16 protein-coding genes and 1 pseudogene are annotated in these 16,472 nt (G+C 71.2%); 13 read left to right on the top strand and 4 right to left on the bottom strand.

The genetic code is table 11. The features are described 5' to 3' along the window. Nucleotides 1–95: 95 nt before the first annotated feature. From ACLQ2S_RS01825 to ACLQ2S_RS01810, 4 genes are all read left to right on the top strand, one after another. Nucleotides 96–305 (top strand): helix-turn-helix domain-containing protein, encoded by a 210-nt coding sequence (locus tag ACLQ2S_RS01825; protein WP_111242884.1) that lies wholly within the window; start codon nt 96–98, stop codon nt 303–305. Nucleotides 306–527: 222 nt separating this feature from the next. Beyond that, on the top strand, nt 528–629 hold the full coding sequence (locus ACLQ2S_RS01820) for a 30S ribosomal protein bS22 (protein ID WP_007465623.1): 102 nt from the start codon (nt 528–530) through the stop codon (nt 627–629). A 117-nt stretch (nt 630–746) separates the two neighbouring features. Next, nucleotides 747–1,820 carry an NAD-dependent epimerase/dehydratase family protein gene (locus ACLQ2S_RS01815; protein WP_425700973.1) on the top strand — a complete coding sequence of 358 codons (1,074 nt, stop codon included), beginning with the start codon at nt 747–749 and terminating at the stop codon, nt 1,818–1,820. A gap of 62 nt (nt 1,821–1,882) precedes the next feature. Continuing rightward, on the top strand, nt 1,883–2,785 hold the full coding sequence (locus ACLQ2S_RS01810) for a lysophospholipid acyltransferase family protein (protein WP_309222586.1): 903 nt from the start codon (nt 1,883–1,885) through the stop codon (nt 2,783–2,785). Nucleotides 2,786–3,056: 271 nt separating this feature from the next. On the opposite strand, the gene ACLQ2S_RS01805 is transcribed toward ACLQ2S_RS01810, so the two are convergent. Together ACLQ2S_RS01805 and ACLQ2S_RS01800 are read right to left on the bottom strand one after the other, a co-directional pair. Continuing rightward, nucleotides 3,057–3,917 carry a DUF5667 domain-containing protein gene (locus tag ACLQ2S_RS01805; protein WP_309222452.1) on the bottom strand — a complete coding sequence of 287 codons (861 nt, stop codon included), beginning with the start codon at nt 3,915–3,917 and terminating at the stop codon, nt 3,057–3,059. 254 nt (nt 3,918–4,171) lie between these two features. Next, nucleotides 4,172–5,119, bottom strand: coding sequence for an ECF subfamily RNA polymerase sigma factor, BldN family (locus tag ACLQ2S_RS01800; RefSeq protein ID WP_155214492.1), 948 nt, complete (start codon nt 5,117–5,119; stop codon nt 4,172–4,174). 507 nt (nt 5,120–5,626) lie between these two features. Between ACLQ2S_RS01800 and ACLQ2S_RS01795 the strand changes: the two are divergent. The 9 genes and pseudogenes from ACLQ2S_RS01795 to ACLQ2S_RS01755 form a co-directional block, all read left to right on the top strand. Continuing rightward, nucleotides 5,627–6,040: pseudogene (locus ACLQ2S_RS01795) on the top strand (AMP-binding enzyme); the annotation flags it as partial. Further along, the gene (locus ACLQ2S_RS01790; RefSeq protein WP_155214493.1) at nt 6,033–6,284 is read left to right on the top strand and encodes a glutaredoxin family protein; all 252 of its coding nucleotides are present in this window, start codon (nt 6,033–6,035) and stop codon (nt 6,282–6,284) included. The pseudogene ACLQ2S_RS01795 and the gene ACLQ2S_RS01790, both read left to right, overlap by 8 nt. Nucleotides 6,285–6,391: 107 nt before the next feature. Beyond that, nucleotides 6,392–7,060, top strand: coding sequence for an HAD family hydrolase (locus ACLQ2S_RS01785; RefSeq protein WP_155214494.1), 669 nt, complete (start codon nt 6,392–6,394; stop codon nt 7,058–7,060). 337 nt (nt 7,061–7,397) lie between these two features. Further along, nucleotides 7,398–8,168, top strand: coding sequence for a redox-sensing transcriptional repressor Rex (locus tag ACLQ2S_RS01780; RefSeq protein WP_155214495.1), 771 nt, complete (start codon nt 7,398–7,400; stop codon nt 8,166–8,168). Continuing rightward, nucleotides 8,165–9,493, top strand: coding sequence for a glutamyl-tRNA reductase (locus ACLQ2S_RS01775; protein WP_309222453.1), 1,329 nt, complete (start codon nt 8,165–8,167; stop codon nt 9,491–9,493). The genes ACLQ2S_RS01780 and ACLQ2S_RS01775 overlap by 4 nt, the downstream gene beginning before the upstream one ends. Continuing rightward, the gene (hemC, locus tag ACLQ2S_RS01770; RefSeq protein ID WP_155214496.1) at nt 9,490–10,482 is read left to right on the top strand and encodes a hydroxymethylbilane synthase; all 993 of its coding nucleotides are present in this window, start codon (nt 9,490–9,492) and stop codon (nt 10,480–10,482) included. The genes ACLQ2S_RS01775 and hemC overlap by 4 nt, the downstream gene beginning before the upstream one ends. Further along, nucleotides 10,479–12,059, top strand: a complete 1,581-nt coding sequence (locus tag ACLQ2S_RS01765; RefSeq protein WP_155214497.1) for a uroporphyrinogen-III synthase — start codon at nt 10,479–10,481, stop codon at nt 12,057–12,059. Before hemC ends, ACLQ2S_RS01765 begins: the two co-directional genes overlap by 4 nt. A gap of 39 nt (nt 12,060–12,098) precedes the next feature. Then, nucleotides 12,099–13,082 carry a porphobilinogen synthase gene (hemB, locus tag ACLQ2S_RS01760; RefSeq protein WP_425700972.1) on the top strand — a complete coding sequence of 328 codons (984 nt, stop codon included), beginning with the start codon at nt 12,099–12,101 and terminating at the stop codon, nt 13,080–13,082. A 542-nt stretch (nt 13,083–13,624) separates the two neighbouring features. Next, nucleotides 13,625–14,131 carry a helix-turn-helix domain-containing protein gene (locus ACLQ2S_RS01755; RefSeq protein ID WP_155214499.1) on the top strand — a complete coding sequence of 169 codons (507 nt, stop codon included), beginning with the start codon at nt 13,625–13,627 and terminating at the stop codon, nt 14,129–14,131. Between the two features lie 19 nt (nt 14,132–14,150). Here ACLQ2S_RS01755 and ACLQ2S_RS01750 read toward each other — a convergent pair whose 3' ends face one another. Further along, a complete protein-coding gene (locus ACLQ2S_RS01750; protein ID WP_155214827.1) occupies nt 14,151–15,167 on the bottom strand; it encodes a GNAT family N-acetyltransferase in 1,017 nt (338 codons plus the stop codon). Between the two features lie 72 nt (nt 15,168–15,239). Next, nucleotides 15,240–16,427, bottom strand: a complete 1,188-nt coding sequence (locus tag ACLQ2S_RS01745) for a lytic murein transglycosylase (protein WP_309222454.1) — start codon at nt 16,425–16,427, stop codon at nt 15,240–15,242. Nucleotides 16,428–16,472 lie beyond the last annotated feature (45 nt).

Genomic DNA, 16,472 nt, shown 5'->3' with positions numbered 1-16,472 from the left:
CGCCCCGCTACCGTACTGGTAACACGCGCGTCGCCGGCCGCGCGGGAGGACCCGTGTGGCGGCACGCGCCGGGCATGGGATGGGTCGGGTGAGCCATGGCCGGGTCGCAGTCCGACGGTCGGCTGTCGGATGTCAAGTTCCTGACCGTCGCCGAGGTGGCGACGGTCATGCGGGTGTCGAAGATGACGGTCTACCGCCTGGTGCACAGCGGTGAGTTGGCCGCCGTGCGGGTGGGCAGGTCGTTCCGGGTACCCGAGCACGCGGTGCACGAATACCTGCGTGGCGCCTTCCAGGAGACCGCCTGACCCGGGTGCGGACCGGGCCGTGCGGGCCCGGTGGAACGGGCATCGAGCGGGGGCGCGTTGGTCCTGTTGACGCCTCCCCGCTACGCTGGACTCCGATCGTGACCGCTGGTGCGCTCCGCCGCCCATCCCGCCGGTCCGGTCCCTGTCCGTAAGCGGTCGCCGACGCCACAGGCTCGTGGTGTTCTCCCGATCGCGCCGCACGTTGCATCGAAAGGCTGTCGTATGGGCTCGGTGGTCAAGAAGCGCCGCAAGCGCATGGCTAAGAAGAAGCACCGCAAGCTGCTGCGCAAGACCCGCGTCCAGCGTCGCCGTCTCGGCAAGTGACCGACGCCGGGCGCAGGCCCGGCGTCCGTCCTTGCCAACTTGTCGACCCTCGGAGGCTCAGGTGATCAGGCCGTGGCTGTCCCGGCTCGGTCCCACCTGCCGGGGCGGGTGCGAGACATGACCCCCGGTGGCTCCCAGAGCCTCCCGGGGGTCGTCGTCGTGACCGGAGTCAGCCGCTACCTGGGCGCGCACGTCGCGGCCCGGCTCGCCGCCGACCCACGGATCGACCGGGTCATCGGTATCGACCTGCCGGAGCCGGGTCCCGAGATCGACGCGCTGCTCGACCGGGTCGAACGCATCCGGATCGACGCCGGCTCGGTGGGGGGTCTCCTCGCCGACCTCGACGTGGACACCGTGGTGCATCTGGCCCTGGTCAGCTCCCCGGATCCACAGCACGGTGGTCGGGCGGCGATGAAGGAACAGAACGTCATCGGCACCATGCAACTGCTCGCCGCCTGCCAGCGGGCACCGCGACTGCGCAAGATCGTGGTCCGTTCCTCCACCGCGGCGTACGGTGCCTCGTTCCGTGACCCGGCCGTCTTCACCGAGGAGACCGAGCCGCGCGAGGTGCCGCGTGGCGGCTTCGGCCGCGACATCCTCGACATCGAGGGGTACGTCCGTGGCTTCCGCCGACGGCGCGGTGACGTCACCGCCACCGTGCTGCGCTTCGCGCCGTTCATCGGCTCGACGGCGGACACCACGCTCACCCGCTACTTCGCGCAGCCGGTGGTGCCCACCATCCTCGGTCGGGACGCCCGGTTGCAGTTCCTGCACTTCGAGGACGCGCTGGAGGTGCTGCACCGGTCGGTCGTCGAGGACCATCCCGGCACCTTCAACGTCGCCGGGCCCGGGGTGCTCGCGCTGTCGCAGGCGATCCGCCGCGCCGGGCGGATCGCCGTGCCGGTGTTGGAGCCGGGCCTGTCCGGCGCCGTCGCGCTCGCCCGGCTCATGGGCTTCGGCCGCTACGGCCTCGACCAGGTCGACCTCTTCGTGCACGGCCGGGTAGTGGACATCTCCCGGCTGGAGCGGGAGTACGGTTTCACACCCCGCTCCACCGCCGCCGCCTTCGACGATTTCATCCGGGCACACCACGGGCGTGCCGTGGTCACCCGGGACCAACTGGCCGCTGCCGAGAAGCTGGTCTTGGACCAGATCAGGCAGGTTCGCAGCGCTGTCCGGGAGCGGTCGTGAGCGGGCCGGAGGAGCAGCACGACGAGTCGCGCCTCGACGACCGGTACGCCGTACCGCCGCCGGTGACGCCCGACACCGACCCGGCCCGACAAAACGGACACCGCCCGGCACCGGACCAGGTCGGCGACGTCTGGGACCGGCGGGTCGCCAGCGGCCTGGCCTTCCTGCGCCGCCGGTTGGCCGGCGACTACGAGGTGGACGAGTTCGGCTTCGACCCGGAGCTGACCGAGGCGGTCTTCCACCCGCTGCTGCGTCGGCTCTACCGTGACTGGTTCCGCACCGAGGTCAGCGGCCTGGAGAACGTCCCCACGGACGGGGCGGGACTGATCGTCGGCAACCACTCCGGCACGGTCGCCCTGGACGCGCTGATCCTCTCCACCGCGCTGCACCACGAGCACCCCGACCATCGCTACCTGCGGCTGCTCGGCGCGGACCTGGTCTTCCGGATGCCGGTGGTCTCCGAGATCGCGCGCAAGACCGGCGGCACGGTTGCCTGCAACCCGGACGCCGAGCGGTTACTGCGCAACGGTGAACTGGTGGGTGTCTTCCCGGAGGGCTTCAAGGGCGTCGGCAAGCTGTACGCGGAACGCTACAAGCTGCAACGCTTCGGGCGGGGCGGCTTCGTCTCGGCGGCGCTGCGTACCGGCACCCCGATCATCCCGGTGGCGATTGTCGGCGGCGAGGAGATCTACCCGATGCTCGCCGACATCAAGCCCCTGGCCCGACTGCTCAAGCTGCCGTACTTCCCGGTGACCCCGACCTTCCCCTGGCTCGGCCCGCTGGGCATGGTGCCGCTACCGAGCAAGTGGCTGATCGAGTTCTGCCCGCCGATCCCGACGGCGCACCTGATGGACTCGGCGGACGATCCGCTCGTCGTGTTCAACCTCGCCGACCAGGTACGGGAGACTATCCAGCAGACCCTGCACCAGTTGCTGGAGCGCCGGCCTGACCCGTTCGGCCCTTAGATCTCAGGTGCAGGGAGAAGCTGCCCCGCACGGCCGTCACCGTCGCGTCGAACCGGGCGAGCGGTAGTTTGCTGTCAGGGATCATGCAGAACAGGGTGGCGACCGACTCGCCATCGCCGGTGGGACTCTTGACCGCGCCGTAGCGGGAGCGAAGACCGGTGTCGGGCATGGGCGCGGTGGTGTCGTAGCCACGGCTGGAAGCCTTCGGTGGGGTGTCCCAGCCCGGCGACTAGCCGGTCCGGACCCCGGCGGGCCCGAAGCGCCCGACCGGTCAGGCGCAGGTGGCGGGGATCGGGCCGAGCGAGTCGCTGCTGGCGGTGAACCCCTGACCGCAGGCGATGGCGGCGCGCATGGCGTCGGCCCGCTCGGCGACGGATTCGAGCAGCGCCAGCGATTCGCTGGTGCGCGCCCGATCGGCCCGGGAACCCCGGTCCTCCAACGCGCTCAGGGACCGTCGCTGCGCGGTGAGGAATGCGTCGACCGCAGCCAGCGACGCGGGATCCGAGCGCTGCGCGGCGGCTCCGGCGAGCAGGCGTACGCCCTGGCGGGTGTCCTCGTCCATGTCGTCCAGCACGGCGCGGTATCCGCTCTGGCCACCCCGCAGCGTGGCTGCCTCGGCCAACCGGGTGCGGGCGAAGTCGAGGAAGAGTTGGCCCTTGCTGATGTCGGAGCTGGTGAGCGCGAGTTGCGCCCGTTCGGTGCCACGCTTCATCCCGTACAGCGCGTCACCGGGCACCGCGTCCTCACTGGCCGCCGAGATGCCGGAGACGGCCACCGCACCGGCGGCGATGCCGATCAGGATCGCACCACGGGCGCGAGCCCGGCGGGCGGTGACCGCAGGCAGTAGTGACCCCCGGACCGACGCGGACTTCTCGGTCGGCTTGGTGGCGGCCGACGCCCCGACACCCTCGCGAGCGGCGGTGGCCAGCAACATCGCCCGTAGGCCGGTGCGGAACTCCGGGTCTACCTCGACGACCGGAGGGTTGGCCCCGAGCTGCCGGCCGAGCGTGACGAGCGGCATGAGCCCGTCGTCGTCCCGGGATCGCACATGATGACGTCGGCCGCCGTTGGCTTCGTCGAGAAGCTGCGCGAAGCGCTCGGCGCGCCGACGGGAGAAGAGGGCGTTGTCCACCGTGGCACCTCCTCTCGCTGGTCACGGCCGGTCGGCCGCGTTCACCGCCAGCGACCGATGACCTCGTGACACCACGGCGGATGGCCGTAGGCGGCACCGTCCCAGGTCACCCGCAGGGCTCCTGGTCTGTCTGCGGTCGCACCCGGAGAAACGCGCCGCGCCGGGGACGGGTTACGGCCCGGTCCGCGTCGAAAATTACCCAAAGTGATCGCGTCCGGTGGTGGATCGGTGACTGACGTGCCGGTACGCGTAGGTCACGGCTGGAAGCCGTCGGGGAGCAGCCGGGCCAGGGCCCGGACCGCTCGGTACTGGAGCGCCTTGATCGCGCCTTCGTTCTTGCCCATCGCCCGCGCCGTCTCGGCGACCGAGAAACCCTGGAGGAAGCGGAGCACGATGCATTCCTGCTGCTCGGGATTGAGGCGCTTCACGGCGCTCAACAGGGCGACGTTGGTGATGTGCTCCACCACCGCCGCCTCCGGGCTGCCCTCCGGGCCCCGGTCCTCCCGATCGGCGTCGAGGACATCGCCGGTGGTGACCTCCAGCCGGTAACGACCGGACTTGAAGTGGTCGGCGACCAGGTTGCGCGCGATGGTCACCAACCAGGCACCGAGGTCCCGACCCTGCCAGGTGAAGCTACCGATCCGCTTGAGGGCACGCAGGAAGGTGTCCGAGGTGAGGTCCTCGGCGAGCTGCCGATTGCCGACCCGGAAGTAGACGAAGCGGAACACCGTGTCCACGTACCGGTCGTAGATCAGCCCGAACGCCTCCGCCTCGCCCGCCTGGGCGCGTTCGACGAGCGCCCAGACCTCGGTAGCCGGATCGGACGGATCCGGTCGGCTCGGGAACCCGGTCGAGCCGCCGCTCGTGTCGGTGACCGCCGGCAGTACCGCGGTCTCGGTGGTGGACGCCTCGGTGACCGGCGCGTCCCCGCCGCGCCGAGCCTGGGCCGGCATCGTCGGGCGATTCGGGGAGGCGACCCGCCCACCGGCGGACTTCGTGTTTCCCCCCGGCACCGGTGGTCGGTGTGGCGGTTCGTTCTGATGTGGTCGGCTACCCACCCGGCGGGCGGTGCCGTCGCCTCGCACGGCGAGGTTCGCCGACGCGTCCGACGCGCTGTGGGCGCCGCCGCGTTCATTGATCGGAGTACGGGCGGCGGGACCGGTCAGGCCGACCGGACGCTCGGCGAAGCTGAAGGCGGTCATCGCGTCGCCTCCGTTCCGCCGGTGGCCGCCGGGCCGGCAACGACCGGTCGACCGGTCGTTGCCCCGTCGGGCAGGGTGGCTCCGGGGTGTGCCGACGTGCGGCAGATCCCCTTGAGGTGCTGGTCCAATGCGCTCAACGGCACGGGGGCCTCCTCGGGCTGAGGGGTGTCGACTCACGGCAAATGGGGTGAGCCGACCCGAGTGATGATAGGGCCAACGTCACCCGCGCGTGGCAAGTCCGTTACACAGGGCCGAAGTATTTCCCGACGTGTCGCCGGGCTGGCGGACCGGTTGTCCGTCGGGTGTGGTTGACAATCGGCGCTTCACCTGATCCCCAGTGGAACCCCTGTTATCGCTGGTGAGGGGCATGGTCCCGGGTGGTCGAGCGGGGTCGGAAAGGTGGCCGTCGACCGGCGGGTCGGGAAGCTGCGGTGCGTTCCTCGCCGTACCCGCTCCGCACCGTCGGTGATGTCGACGGGTTCCGTCGACGGGACTCGTCGTGTCCTCCCGGACGGCGGGGGTGGACCGGACGCCGACGGTTGGTGGGCCACCGGTGACGTCGCGTACGCCGATGCCGACGGCGACCTCTTCCTGGTCGACCGGCTCGGCGAGCTGATCCTGGTCAACGGCTTCAACGTGTACCCGCACGAGGTGGAGCTGGTGCTGTCGGCACACTCGGCGGTGGCAGAGTCGGCGGTAGTGGGCGTGCCGCATCCGAGAACCGGGGAGACTGTTCGGGCGTACGTGGTGCCGGCGCCACGGGTCGAGGTGGCCGGCACCGAGCTGATCGCCCACTGCACGCGTAACCTGGCCCGATTCAAGTGCCCGACCGAGGTCGAGTTCGTCGACGCGCTGCCGCGCTCGGTGATCGGGAAGGTACGCAAGACCCTGCTCGGCACGACGGAGGAGACCGATGCGTGAACCCCGCCTGACCCTGATCACCCGCCCCGGCTGCCACCTCTGTGAGGACGCCAAGGCGGCGCTCGACCGGGTGGTCGCGGTCACCGGCGACCGGTGGATCGAGCGGGACGTCAGCGGTGACGTGGAGTTGGAGCGGGAGTACGGTGACCGGCTGCCGGTGGTGCTGCTCGACGGCAGGGAGCACGGTTACTGGCGGGTCGAGGAGGACCGACTGCTGCGGGACCTGACCACCCCCCAGCTCTGAGCCCGCCGCGCCCTCGGCTCTGAGTCCGCCGCGCCCTCGGCCAAGGGGCCGTCATGCGCCCAGCTCGGGGGCGGCCGAGGGGCCACCTCGCCGGATAAGGTGCGGCGATGACCCCTGTGCGCCCTCATCTGGTTTGGGACTGGAACGGCACCCTGCTCGACGATCTCAGCCTCGTGGTGGCCTGCACCAACGCGGTGTTCGCCAGCGAGGGTGGGCCGAGTGTCAGCCCTGACGAGCATCGGGTTCGGTTCCGTCGGCCGATCGCCGACTACTACGCGGACGTGCTCGGCAAAGCGGTGGACGACGAGGCGTTCGGCCGGTTCGACAAGATCTTCCATGACGCGTACCGGGTCGGTCTGACCACCTGCGAGCTGGCGAACGACGCGGTGGACGCGTTGACGGCCTGGCCGGGCAGTCAGTCGCTGCTGTCGATGTGGTTCCACGACGAGTTGGTGCCCGCCGTCGAGACGTACGGGCTCAGCGGGCGATTCGCCCGCATCGACGGGCTGCGGGCGCAGGTCGGCGGGGACCGCAAGGCGGAGTCGTTGGCCCGGCATCTCGACGCGCTGGGCGTCGACGGCCGATCGGTGGTGCTGATCGGCGACTCGCTGGACGACGCCGACGCCGCCCTGTCCGTCGGTGCCCGCGCCGTCCTCTACACCGGCGGATTCACCGACCGGTCCCGCCTGCTCGCCTCGGGCCACCCGGTCGCCGACACCCTCACCGAGGCCGTGACCCTCGCCACCACTTTCGCGGACGTGTCCGTTCGATCGTGAAGTAGCGCGCTCGGAATCGGGGCGTCGAGGTCACAACCTCGTGATCGGCTCATGGGAATGCGGTTGGGCGGCCCGCGTGTGATTGGTCAGAGAAGTCGGGATTGGGCCATAATCGCGCGAGTGCTTACGGCAAGGTGGTGATCGATCTTGTGGGATGGAGGGGCCGGTGGGGGCGCGGGCCGTGCCAGCAAGATCGCGATTTGTGCACGTCTTCACAAGCGCCTACTCTGTAATTCCGACGCGCCCTGCTAGCACAGCCGGCAACATCGGTCGCCAGCGGGAGTCCCGAAACGGCCGACCGGTGGAGTTGGTCGAGGATCGCACCGCACGGAGTCTCATGAGTCAGCACCGTCACCCTGGCGCGCCCGGTCGCGCAGGTGCCGTACCGGCGCTCCCGGACCTGCCCGAGGCGACGGTGGCCCGGCTCCCCGAATATCTCCGTGCCCTGCACAATCTCGCTGAAACCGGTCACGAGACGGTTTCCAGCGAAGGGTTGGCCAACGCCGCCGGGGTGAACTCGGCCAAGCTCCGCAAGGATCTGTCCCAGCTCGGTTCGTACGGCACCCGGGGCGTCGGCTACGACGTCGGGCTGCTGATCGACCAGATCGAGTACGTGCTCGGGCTCACCCAGCGTCGGGCGGTCGCCCTGGTCGGAGTGGGTAACCTCGGTCACGCCCTGGCCGGCTACGACGGCTTCGCCAGCCGTGGGTTCCGCATCGCCGCCCTCTTCGACGCCGACCAGGAACGCGTCGGCGAGGAGATCAACGGACTGGTCGTACAGCACATCGACGACCTGCCCCGGGTAGCTGCCGAGGAAGCCATCGCGATAGGCGTCATCGCCACCCCGGCCACCGCCGCGCAGCGGGTCGCGGACCAGCTGGTCGCGGTCGGTGTGACGAGCATCCTGAACTTCGCGCCATGCGTACTCTCGGTCCCCGAGGGGGTCGACGTGCGCAAGGTCGACCTCGCCATCGAGTTGCAGATCCTGTCGTTCCACGAGCACCGCAAGGCATCCCTGACCGCGCTCCCCGCCGCCGGTGGGTCCGCCCTCACCGCCCTGCCGGGCGGTCTCGCGGTCACCGAGAGCCAGGAGGCGATCGGCACGTGAAACTCCTCGTCGTGGGCGCGTCCTACCGCACCGCACCGGTCGCCACCCTGGAACGGCTCGCGGTGTCACCCAGCGGGCTCGACCACATCCTGGCGCGTCTGGTCGCGCAGCCGTACGTGAGCGAGGCCGTCCTCGTCTCCACCTGCAACCGGGTGGAGGTCTATGCGGCGGTCTCCGGCTTCCACGGCGGCCTCGGGGACATCTGCGCCGTACTCGCCGAGCAGGCCGGCTGCCAACCGGCCGCGCTGGCCAACCACCTCTACGTGCACTTTGACTCGGCGGCGGTGGATCACGTCTTCCGGGTGGCCACCGGCCTGGACTCGATGGTCATCGGCGAGGCGCAGATCCTCGGGCAGCTGCGCGACGCGTACCACTGGGCCAGTGCGGCGGACACCGCCGGACGGTTGCTGCACGAACTGATGCAGCAGGCCCTGCGGGTGGGTAAGCGGGCCCACTCGGAAACCGGCATCGACCGCGCCGGCCAGAGCGTCGTCACCGCCGCCCTGGGGCTCGCCGCAGGCCACCTCGACGACGATCTCACCGGCCGTCCCGCGCTGATCGTCGGTGCCGGTGCGATGGGCTCGCTGGGCGTGGCGACGCTCTCCCGGCTCGGCGCCGGGCCGCTGACCGTCACGAACCGGAGCACCGACCGGGCCGTCCGGCTGGCCGAGTCGTACGGCGCTGCCGCACGGCCGCTGGCCGAGCTGGCCGACACGCTCGCCGCGGTGGACGTCGTGGTGGCCGCCACCGCCTCCCCGGAGCCGGTCCTCACCCGCGAGGTGGTCGCCGCGGCGGTCGCCGACCGTGACTCCGGGCGTGGTCCGCTGGTCCTGCTCGACCTCGCGGTGCCCCGGGACGTCGGCCCCGACGTCGCCGAGCTGCCCGGCGTCGAGGTGATCGACATCGACCGGATGGCGGCGCTGCTCGCCGACGGTCCGGTGGCGGCCGACGCCGCCGCCGTCGAGCGGATCGTGGCGGGGGAGGTCGAGTCCTTCCTCAGTTGGCTGCGCGGTGCCGACGTGGCCCCAACCGTCGCCGCCCTGCGCGGCCGGGCCGAGGACGTGGTCACCGCGGAGCTGAGCCGGCTCGCGCAGCGTCGCCCCGACCTCAGCGACGACCAGCGTGCCGAGGTCGCCCGCACCGTGCACCGGGTGGTCCAACGGCTGCTGCACCAGCCGACCGTCCGGGTCCGCCAACTCGCCGCCGAACCCGGTGGCGACCAGTACGCGGCCCTGTTGCGTGAGCTGTTCGACCTCCAGGTCCCGCAGACCTCGCCGGTGGACACCGTGCCCGACATCACCCCAACCAGTGGAGGCGAGCGATGAACGAGGCTCCGCTGCGCCTCGGCACCCGGGGCAGCAAGCTGGCGATGGCCCAGGCCGGGCACGTCGCCGAAGCGTTGACCGCGCGCACCGGTCGGCCTGTCGAGCTGGTCGAGGTGGTCACCGCCGGCGACCGTTCCAACGCGCCGGTGCACCGGCTCGGGGTCGGTGTGTTCGTCTCCGCGCTGCGGGACGCCCTGGTCGCCGGCACGATCGACTTCGCGGTCCACTCGTACAAGGACCTGCCCACCGCCACTGCGGCCGGGCTGCACATCGCCGCGGTGCCGCCGCGACAGGATCCGCGCGACGCACTCGTCGCCCGCGACGGCAAGACGCTTGCCGAACTCGCACCCGGCGCGGTCGTCGGCACCGGCGCGTTGCGCCGGATCGCCCAGCTGCACGCGTTGGGCATGCCACTGTCGGTCACCCCGATCCGGGGCAACATCGACACCCGGCTGGCCCGGGTGCTCGGCCCGGAGGCCGACCTGGACGCCGTCGTCCTGGCCCGGGCGGGCCTGGCCCGCATCGACCGCGCCGACGTGGTCACCGAGACGCTCGACCCGATGCTGATGCTGCCGGCTCCCGCCCAGGGCGCCCTGGCGGTGGAGTGCCGGGTCGACGACACCGACCTGGTCGAGCTGCTCGCCATGCTCGACCACGCACCGTCCCGCGCCGCGGTCACCGCGGAACGGGCGCTGCTGGCCACCCTGGAGGCCGGATGCTCCGCTCCGGTCGCCGCCTACGCCGTCGTCGCCGAAGGCGAGCCGACCGGCGACGAGGGTGACGCTGTTGAAGAGATCTACCTGCGCGGAGCGGTGATCAGCCCGGACGGCACTCGTGACATCCGGCTGTCCCGCACCGGAACGCCCGCCGATGCGGCGGAGATCGGTAAGGCGCTCGCCACCGAACTCCTCGACCTCGGCGCCGACTCGATCCTCGGCCCGCAAGGACACGATGGCCCGGGGACCCAGCAATTTGGGAGCACAGAATGACCCGCACCCGTAAGCCCGTAGGCCGTATCGCGTTCGTCGGGGCAGGACCCGGCGACCCGGGCCTGCTGACCCGCCGGGCGCACGACGCCCTGGTCGACGCCGACCAGGTGGTGTACGACCGGGGAGTCCCCGAGTCGCTGCTCGACGTCGTCCGGGCGGAGGCCCGATCCGACGCCCAGTTCACCCCGGCCGAGGGCGCGCCGGGCGACGTGGCCAAGGTCCTGATCTCGGCGGCCCGTTCCGGGCAGAACGCGGTGCACCTGGTTGCTGGCGACCCGTTCGGTCACGACTCGGTGGTCAAGGAGGTGCAGGCGGTGGCGCGCACCGCCGCGCACTTCGAGGTGGTTCCCGGCGTCGGCCAGGCCGAGGGGGTGGCCACCTACGCGGGCGTGCCGCTGCCGGGCGTACGCACCGCCGCTGACGTCGAGGACGTCAGCACCCTGGACTTCGACGCGCTGGCCGCAGCCGTGCAGCGCGGCTCGCTGGCGCTGGCGGTCGACGCCGGTGACCTGGCCGCGATCCGGGACGGCCTGCTCGCCGCCGGAGTCGACGGCGCCACCGATGTCGGGGTGACCGGCGACGGCACCGGCGAGACGCAGTACACCACCACGTCGACCGTGGACTCCTTCGTCGCGGCGGCGCTCGGCTTCACCGGCCGTGTCGTGCTGACCATCGGCGAGGGGGTGGGCCAGCGGGACAAGCTCAGCTGGTGGGAGAACCGCCCGCTGTACGGCTGGAAGGTGCTGGTGCCCCGCACCAAGGAGCAGGCCGGTGTGATGAGCGCCCGGCTGCGTGCGTACGGGGCGATCCCCTGTGAGGTGCCGACCATCGCGGTGGAGCCGCCGCGTACCCCGGCGCAGATGGAGCGGGCGGTCAAGGGCCTGGTCGACGGCAGGTACGCCTGGGTGATCTTCACCTCGGTCAACGCGGTACGGGCGGTCTGGGAGAAGTTCGCCGAACACGGTCTGGACGCCCGGCACTTCGGCGGCGTCAAGATCGCCTGTATCGGCGACGCCACCGCTGACGCGGTCCGCGCCTTCGGTATCCAGCCGGAGCTGATCCCCTCCGGCGAGCAGTCGTCCGAGGGACTGCTGGCCGAGTTCTCGCCGCACGACGAGGTGCTCGACCCGGTCGGCCGGGTACTGCTGCCGCGCGCCGACATCGCCACCGAGACGCTCGCCGCCGGGCTCACCGAGCGCGGCTGGGAGGTTGACGACGTGACCGCCTACCGGACGGTCCGGGCCGCTCCGCCGCCCGCCGAGATCCGGGACGCGATCAAGTCGGGCGGGTTCGACGCGGTGCTGTTCACCTCGTCCTCCACGGTCCGGAACCTGGTCGGCATCGCGGGCAAGCCGCACACGCGTACCGTTGTGGCTGTCATCGGGCCCAAGACGGCGGAGACCGCGACGGAGTTCGGCCTGCGGGTCGACGTCCAGCCCCCGCACGCGTCGGTTCCCGATCTGGTGGAGGCGCTCGCCGGCTACGCCGTCGAGCTGCGGGAGAAGCTCGCCGCGATGCCGGCGAAGCAGCGCCGCGGCTCGAAGGTCCAGGGGCCGACCGCGCTGAGGTTCCGGTAGCCGCTTCGGCGCCGGCTGCTCGTCAGGGAGGGTTGGTTCATGCCGTACCCGCAGATGCGACCCCGTCGGCTGCGCCGCACCGCGGCGATGCGTCGGCTGGTCTCCGAAACCCGTGTCGACCCGGCCGAGCTGGTCGTGCCGATGTTCGTCAAGGAGGGGTTGACCGAGCCGCGCCCTATCTCCTCGCTGCCGGGCATGGTCCAGCATTCGCGTGACTCGCTGCGTAAGGCGGCGGTGGAGGCGGTGCAGGCCGGTGTCGGTGGGATCATGCTGTTCGGTGTGCCGTCGTCGCGTGACGCGCACGGCTCCGGTGGCATCGACCCGAACGGCATCCTGAACGTCGCCATCCGTGACGTGGTGGCCGAGGTGGGCGACGCCACCGTGGTGATGAGCGACCTGTGCCTGGACGAGTTCACCTCGCACGGGCACTGCGGGCTACTCACCCCGGACGGTGAGGTCGACAACGACGCCACCCTGGCCGCGTACGCCGAGATGGCGGTGGCCCAGGCCGCTGCGGGAGTCGGCGTGGTCGGTCCGTCCGGGATGATGGACGGCCAGGTCGGGGTGACCCGCCGGGCACTCGACGCGGCGGGTTACCCCGACGTGGCCGTGCTCGCGTACGCGGTGAAGTATGCCTCGGCCTTCTACGGGCCCTTCCGGGAGGCCATCGAGTCGGCGTTGGAGGGGGACCGGCGCACCTACCAGCAGGATCCGGCGAACCTGCGCGAGTCGCTACGCGAGGTCGAGTTGGACGTCGCCGAGGGTGCCGACATGGTGATGGTCAAGCCGGGGCTGCCGTACCTCGACGTGGTGTCGGCGGTGCGCGCCGCCGTGGACGTGCCCGTGGCGGCCTACCAGGTCTCCGGCGAGTACGCGATGATCGAGGCCGCCGCCGCGAACGGCTGGATCGACCGGGAGCGGGCGATGCTGGAAAGCCTCACCTCGCTGCGCCGCGCCGGTGCCCAGATCATCCTCACCTACTGGGCCGTCGAGGCCGCTCAACTGCTCCGCCAGCGCTACTGACCCCTAGCTCGCCGGTGTAGCCGGTACGGCACACGGTCAGCGCTGCCCCCGGTCAGCGCTGCCCCCGGTCAGCGCTGGTGACCCACCCCGCCGGAGCCGCAGCACGCCCAAGTCCGGCGGCTGCGGCCGGACAACCTGGCCGATTTCCGGCGGTTCACCGACGATGACCCAGACGTTCCGTCACGCTGGGTGTCCGCCTGCCCTACCCGACCTACTTCCCCACCCATCCTTTGCTCTGCTTCACTCCACGCACAGCTTACGGACGGTAGTCGAAACCCGGCGGGTGGGCCAAAAACCTCCGCTGCTGCGCCGCTGGTCAGTGGCGGTTGCGTGGGTTGAAGCAGAGCAAAGGGCGCGCGAGGGGATGTCGGGGGTGGCGGGAGAAGGAGCAGATCCGTCGCCCAGCGTGACTGTTGCTCAGCGTGAGTGTTGGTCGGGTCGGTCGAGGTCCTCATCAGGTCGTGGGTGCGAAGGGCGGGCGATATCCACAGGGTTTTCCACAGGGATTGCCGCGTGGGTCACGGCAGCGGCAAGGTCGGAGCATGTCTTCCGTCTTCGAGCCGCCGGACCTGGGCCCCACGGTCGGCCCCTTTCCCATCGCGGGTCTGGTGCGACGCGCCCGCCGGATCGTCGGGCTCAGCCAACTGCGGATGGCCCGGTTCGCCAAGGTCGCGCCGTCGACCGTCGCGCGCGTCGAGGCGGGCAGCCTGACGCCGAGCCTCGCCGTGCTCGAACGGCTGCTGGGCGCGGCCGGGCTCTACCTCGTGGTCGTCGATCAGGACGGGCGGGTGGTGCTGCCGATGGAGGTCTGGGACGACACGCGCGATGGCGCGAATCGTCGCTACCCGGCCCATTTGAACACCATTCTCGACCCGGAACCCGGCGAATGGTGGGGGGACATCTACGGTCTGGCTCGACCACCGGAGACCTACCACCGTTGCCGGGTCGACCGCGAGGCGCGGCGACGCCGTAGTCAGTGGGAGGTACGGGTGGCCAAGTACCGGAACGTGCCACCCCCGCCGGATCCGCGCTCCTGGTACCGGGACTGACCGGCCAGCGGGAGACCGGTCAACGCTTCGCGTCGAGCCGGTGGACCAGTTCGGCGACGTCGATGCTGTATTCGCACCAGTCCCGGTCGGTGCGGTAGCCCAACTCGGCGTTGACCTTGAGCATGGCCTCGTTGGCCTGGGCGTTCCAGGTCTGCACCTCGGTCAACTGTGGCTCGGCCGAGCGCAACTCCAACAGCATCCGGGCCTTGATCGCCCGGTCGATGCCGTAACCGCGGTGATCCTGCACCACGATGGTGTCGTACTGGTCGGCTCGGGTCGGGTGCTGAGCCGGCACCACCACCTCGGTCAAGCCGGCCACCTCGCCGGTCTGCTCGTGCAGGGCGAGCACGATGTACGGCTTCATGCCCCGCCGGTGCAGGCAGTCGAGGCTGTCCCGGAGTCGCTGTGGATCGTACGAACTCGGTCGTAGCTCGCCGTCCTCAATGTCCCGGGCCTCGGCCTTGGCACGGGCGTACGCCTCAATCAGCTCGTCCGGCGGGCCTCCAGGGTGGAACTGGACGCGATAGCCTTCGCCGACCACGGTGGACATCTGCGCCAACTCGGCCCAGTCGACAGTGGCGAGGTCGAGCACGCTGCGGGTCTCGACGTACTCCTTGCTGAAGCCGAGCGACTCGTAGAAGGCGACGGCGGGAGTGTCGCCGACCACCTCCACCCCGATCGACTCGAAGCCCTCCTGGTAGACCCGGCGGGCCGCGCGCAGAACGAGGTCACGGCCGAGGCCGCTGCGTCGCACCGTCGGATGGACCAGGACCTCCATTACGCCGATGTTGCCGAGCAGCAACACGTGCACCTGGCCGAGGATGGCCCCCGGTTTGCCGTCCGCGTCCGGATCCTCCTGGGCGACCCAGGAGATCCGGCGTTCGCCGGGCATCACCTCGGCGAGGTACTCCCGCAGGGAACTCTCCCGCCACGGCGGATCCTGCGGCAGATCGGCCGCCAGGACCGCGTTCAGCGTGTCCAGCAGCGACGCGATCTCGGCGGACGACGCGGTCCTGGGGTCCCACTCGCGCACCATCACCCGTCTAGCTTGCCGTCAACCGCAGCCTGGGGGAAGTGTCCAGTTCTCCAATGTATGCGGACGATCACTTCACGTGCGACTGGCCTGTCCGTACCGGTTGGCGGTGTCGAAGACGTCCTGGGCGTACCGCCGGACGTCGTTGTACGACAGGATCGCGTTCCACCAGTCACCCGGAATGGTGAGATTCCTGCCGCCCTTGCAGAGGTACATCCCGGCGGCGAGCGCCGCGTCGTGAATGTTGTGCGGGTCCTTGCGGCCGTCGTTGTCCGCGTCGGCGCCGATCTCCTGCCAGGTGGTCGGGATGAACTGCATCGGCCCGATCGCCCGGTCGTAGGTGGTGTCGCGGTCCAGCTCGCCCCGATCGGTGTCGGTGATCCGCATCCGGCCGCCCTGGCCGTCCAGCGGTAGCCCGATGATCTCCGGGACGGCTCGGCCGTCCGCACCGAGCTGGGCGTTGTTGGCCTGGCCGTGGCGGGACTCGACAAAGCCGATCGCGGCCAACGTGGTCCAGCTCAGGCCGCAACTCGGGTCGGTCTCGGCGAGCACCAGCTCGGCGTAGCCGTACGCCTGCATGGCGATCGGGTCGATGCCGACCTTGGCGCCGGTGTCGCGGGCCCAACCGGCCAGGGCGTCGGATGGGCGTCCACCGGCCGGTGCGACGCCGCCCGGCGGGGTCGCACCCGGCGGCGTCGCGGTGGGCGGCGGGAACTGCCCGGGTGGCGGCGCCGCGCCGGACGACGGCAAATCGCCGGTGGGCGCGTCAGGCACGTCGGCGGTGGCGTCCACCGCCACCGGACGCGGATCGCCGAGGGTCGCGGGCACCACCAGCGCACCGACCGTGGCGGTGGCGGCGACCAGAGCGAGCAGGAAGACGCCGGGCAGGGTCAGCCGACCACTGGGTCGGCGCGACCAGTCGCGGGTCGCCCGGGCCGCCGCGCGTGGCCCTGGTATGCGTACGGCGTGGGCGAAGCGTGTCCGGCGGCGCCGGGGCACCGGCGTACCGGTCTCCGGAGTGGACTCCGCGGCGGCGGCCTTCGATTCCTCGCCGGCGGCCGCCGGTTCCGAGCTGACGGTGGTCTTCGGTTCGGCGGCGGCGGTGCCGGAGGTGTCGTCCGGCTTGGTCGGACCCGACTCCAGCCAGGGACGGCGAGGTCGGGGCAGCCCGGTCGCCGGCCCCTCCGCGCCGGTGGTGGAACCAGCGGGCGGCGTGGCCGGTCGGAGGGGCCGAACGGTCGTGCGCTCTTCGCCGTCTGCCACCCGTCGAGTATCACCCATCTCTGGGCGGACGTCAGGTGCGGTCGT

The sequence above is a fragment of the Micromonospora sp. DT48 genome (assembly GCF_049844495.1).
Classification (GTDB): Bacteria; Actinomycetota; Actinomycetes; order Mycobacteriales; family Micromonosporaceae; genus Micromonospora.
Note: the sequence above shows the minus strand (reverse complement) of the source record. Positions and strands in the feature narration are given on the sequence as shown.

Coding starts and splice junctions, on each gene's coding strand:
- ACLQ2S_RS01755 (WP_155214499.1), top strand. CDS start 13,625: ATGTCTTCCGTCTTCGAGCCGCCGGACCTGGGCCCCACGGTCGGCCCC.
- ACLQ2S_RS01785 (WP_155214494.1), top strand. CDS start 6,392: ATGACCCCTGTGCGCCCTCATCTGGTTTGGGACTGGAACGGCACCCTG.
- hemC (WP_155214496.1), top strand. CDS start 9,490: ATGAACGAGGCTCCGCTGCGCCTCGGCACCCGGGGCAGCAAGCTGGCG.
- ACLQ2S_RS01815 (WP_425700973.1), top strand. CDS start 747: ATGACCCCCGGTGGCTCCCAGAGCCTCCCGGGGGTCGTCGTCGTGACC.
- ACLQ2S_RS01825 (WP_111242884.1), top strand. CDS start 96: ATGGCCGGGTCGCAGTCCGACGGTCGGCTGTCGGATGTCAAGTTCCTG.
- ACLQ2S_RS01780 (WP_155214495.1), top strand. CDS start 7,398: ATGAGTCAGCACCGTCACCCTGGCGCGCCCGGTCGCGCAGGTGCCGTA.
- ACLQ2S_RS01820 (WP_007465623.1), top strand. CDS start 528: ATGGGCTCGGTGGTCAAGAAGCGCCGCAAGCGCATGGCTAAGAAGAAG.
- ACLQ2S_RS01790 (WP_155214493.1), top strand. CDS start 6,033: ATGCGTGAACCCCGCCTGACCCTGATCACCCGCCCCGGCTGCCACCTC.
- hemB (WP_425700972.1), top strand. CDS start 12,099: ATGCCGTACCCGCAGATGCGACCCCGTCGGCTGCGCCGCACCGCGGCG.
- ACLQ2S_RS01750 (WP_155214827.1), bottom strand. CDS start 15,167: ATGGTGCGCGAGTGGGACCCCAGGACCGCGTCGTCCGCCGAGATCGCG.
- ACLQ2S_RS01765 (WP_155214497.1), top strand. CDS start 10,479: ATGACCCGCACCCGTAAGCCCGTAGGCCGTATCGCGTTCGTCGGGGCA.
- ACLQ2S_RS01800 (WP_155214492.1), bottom strand. CDS start 5,119: ATGACCGCCTTCAGCTTCGCCGAGCGTCCGGTCGGCCTGACCGGTCCC.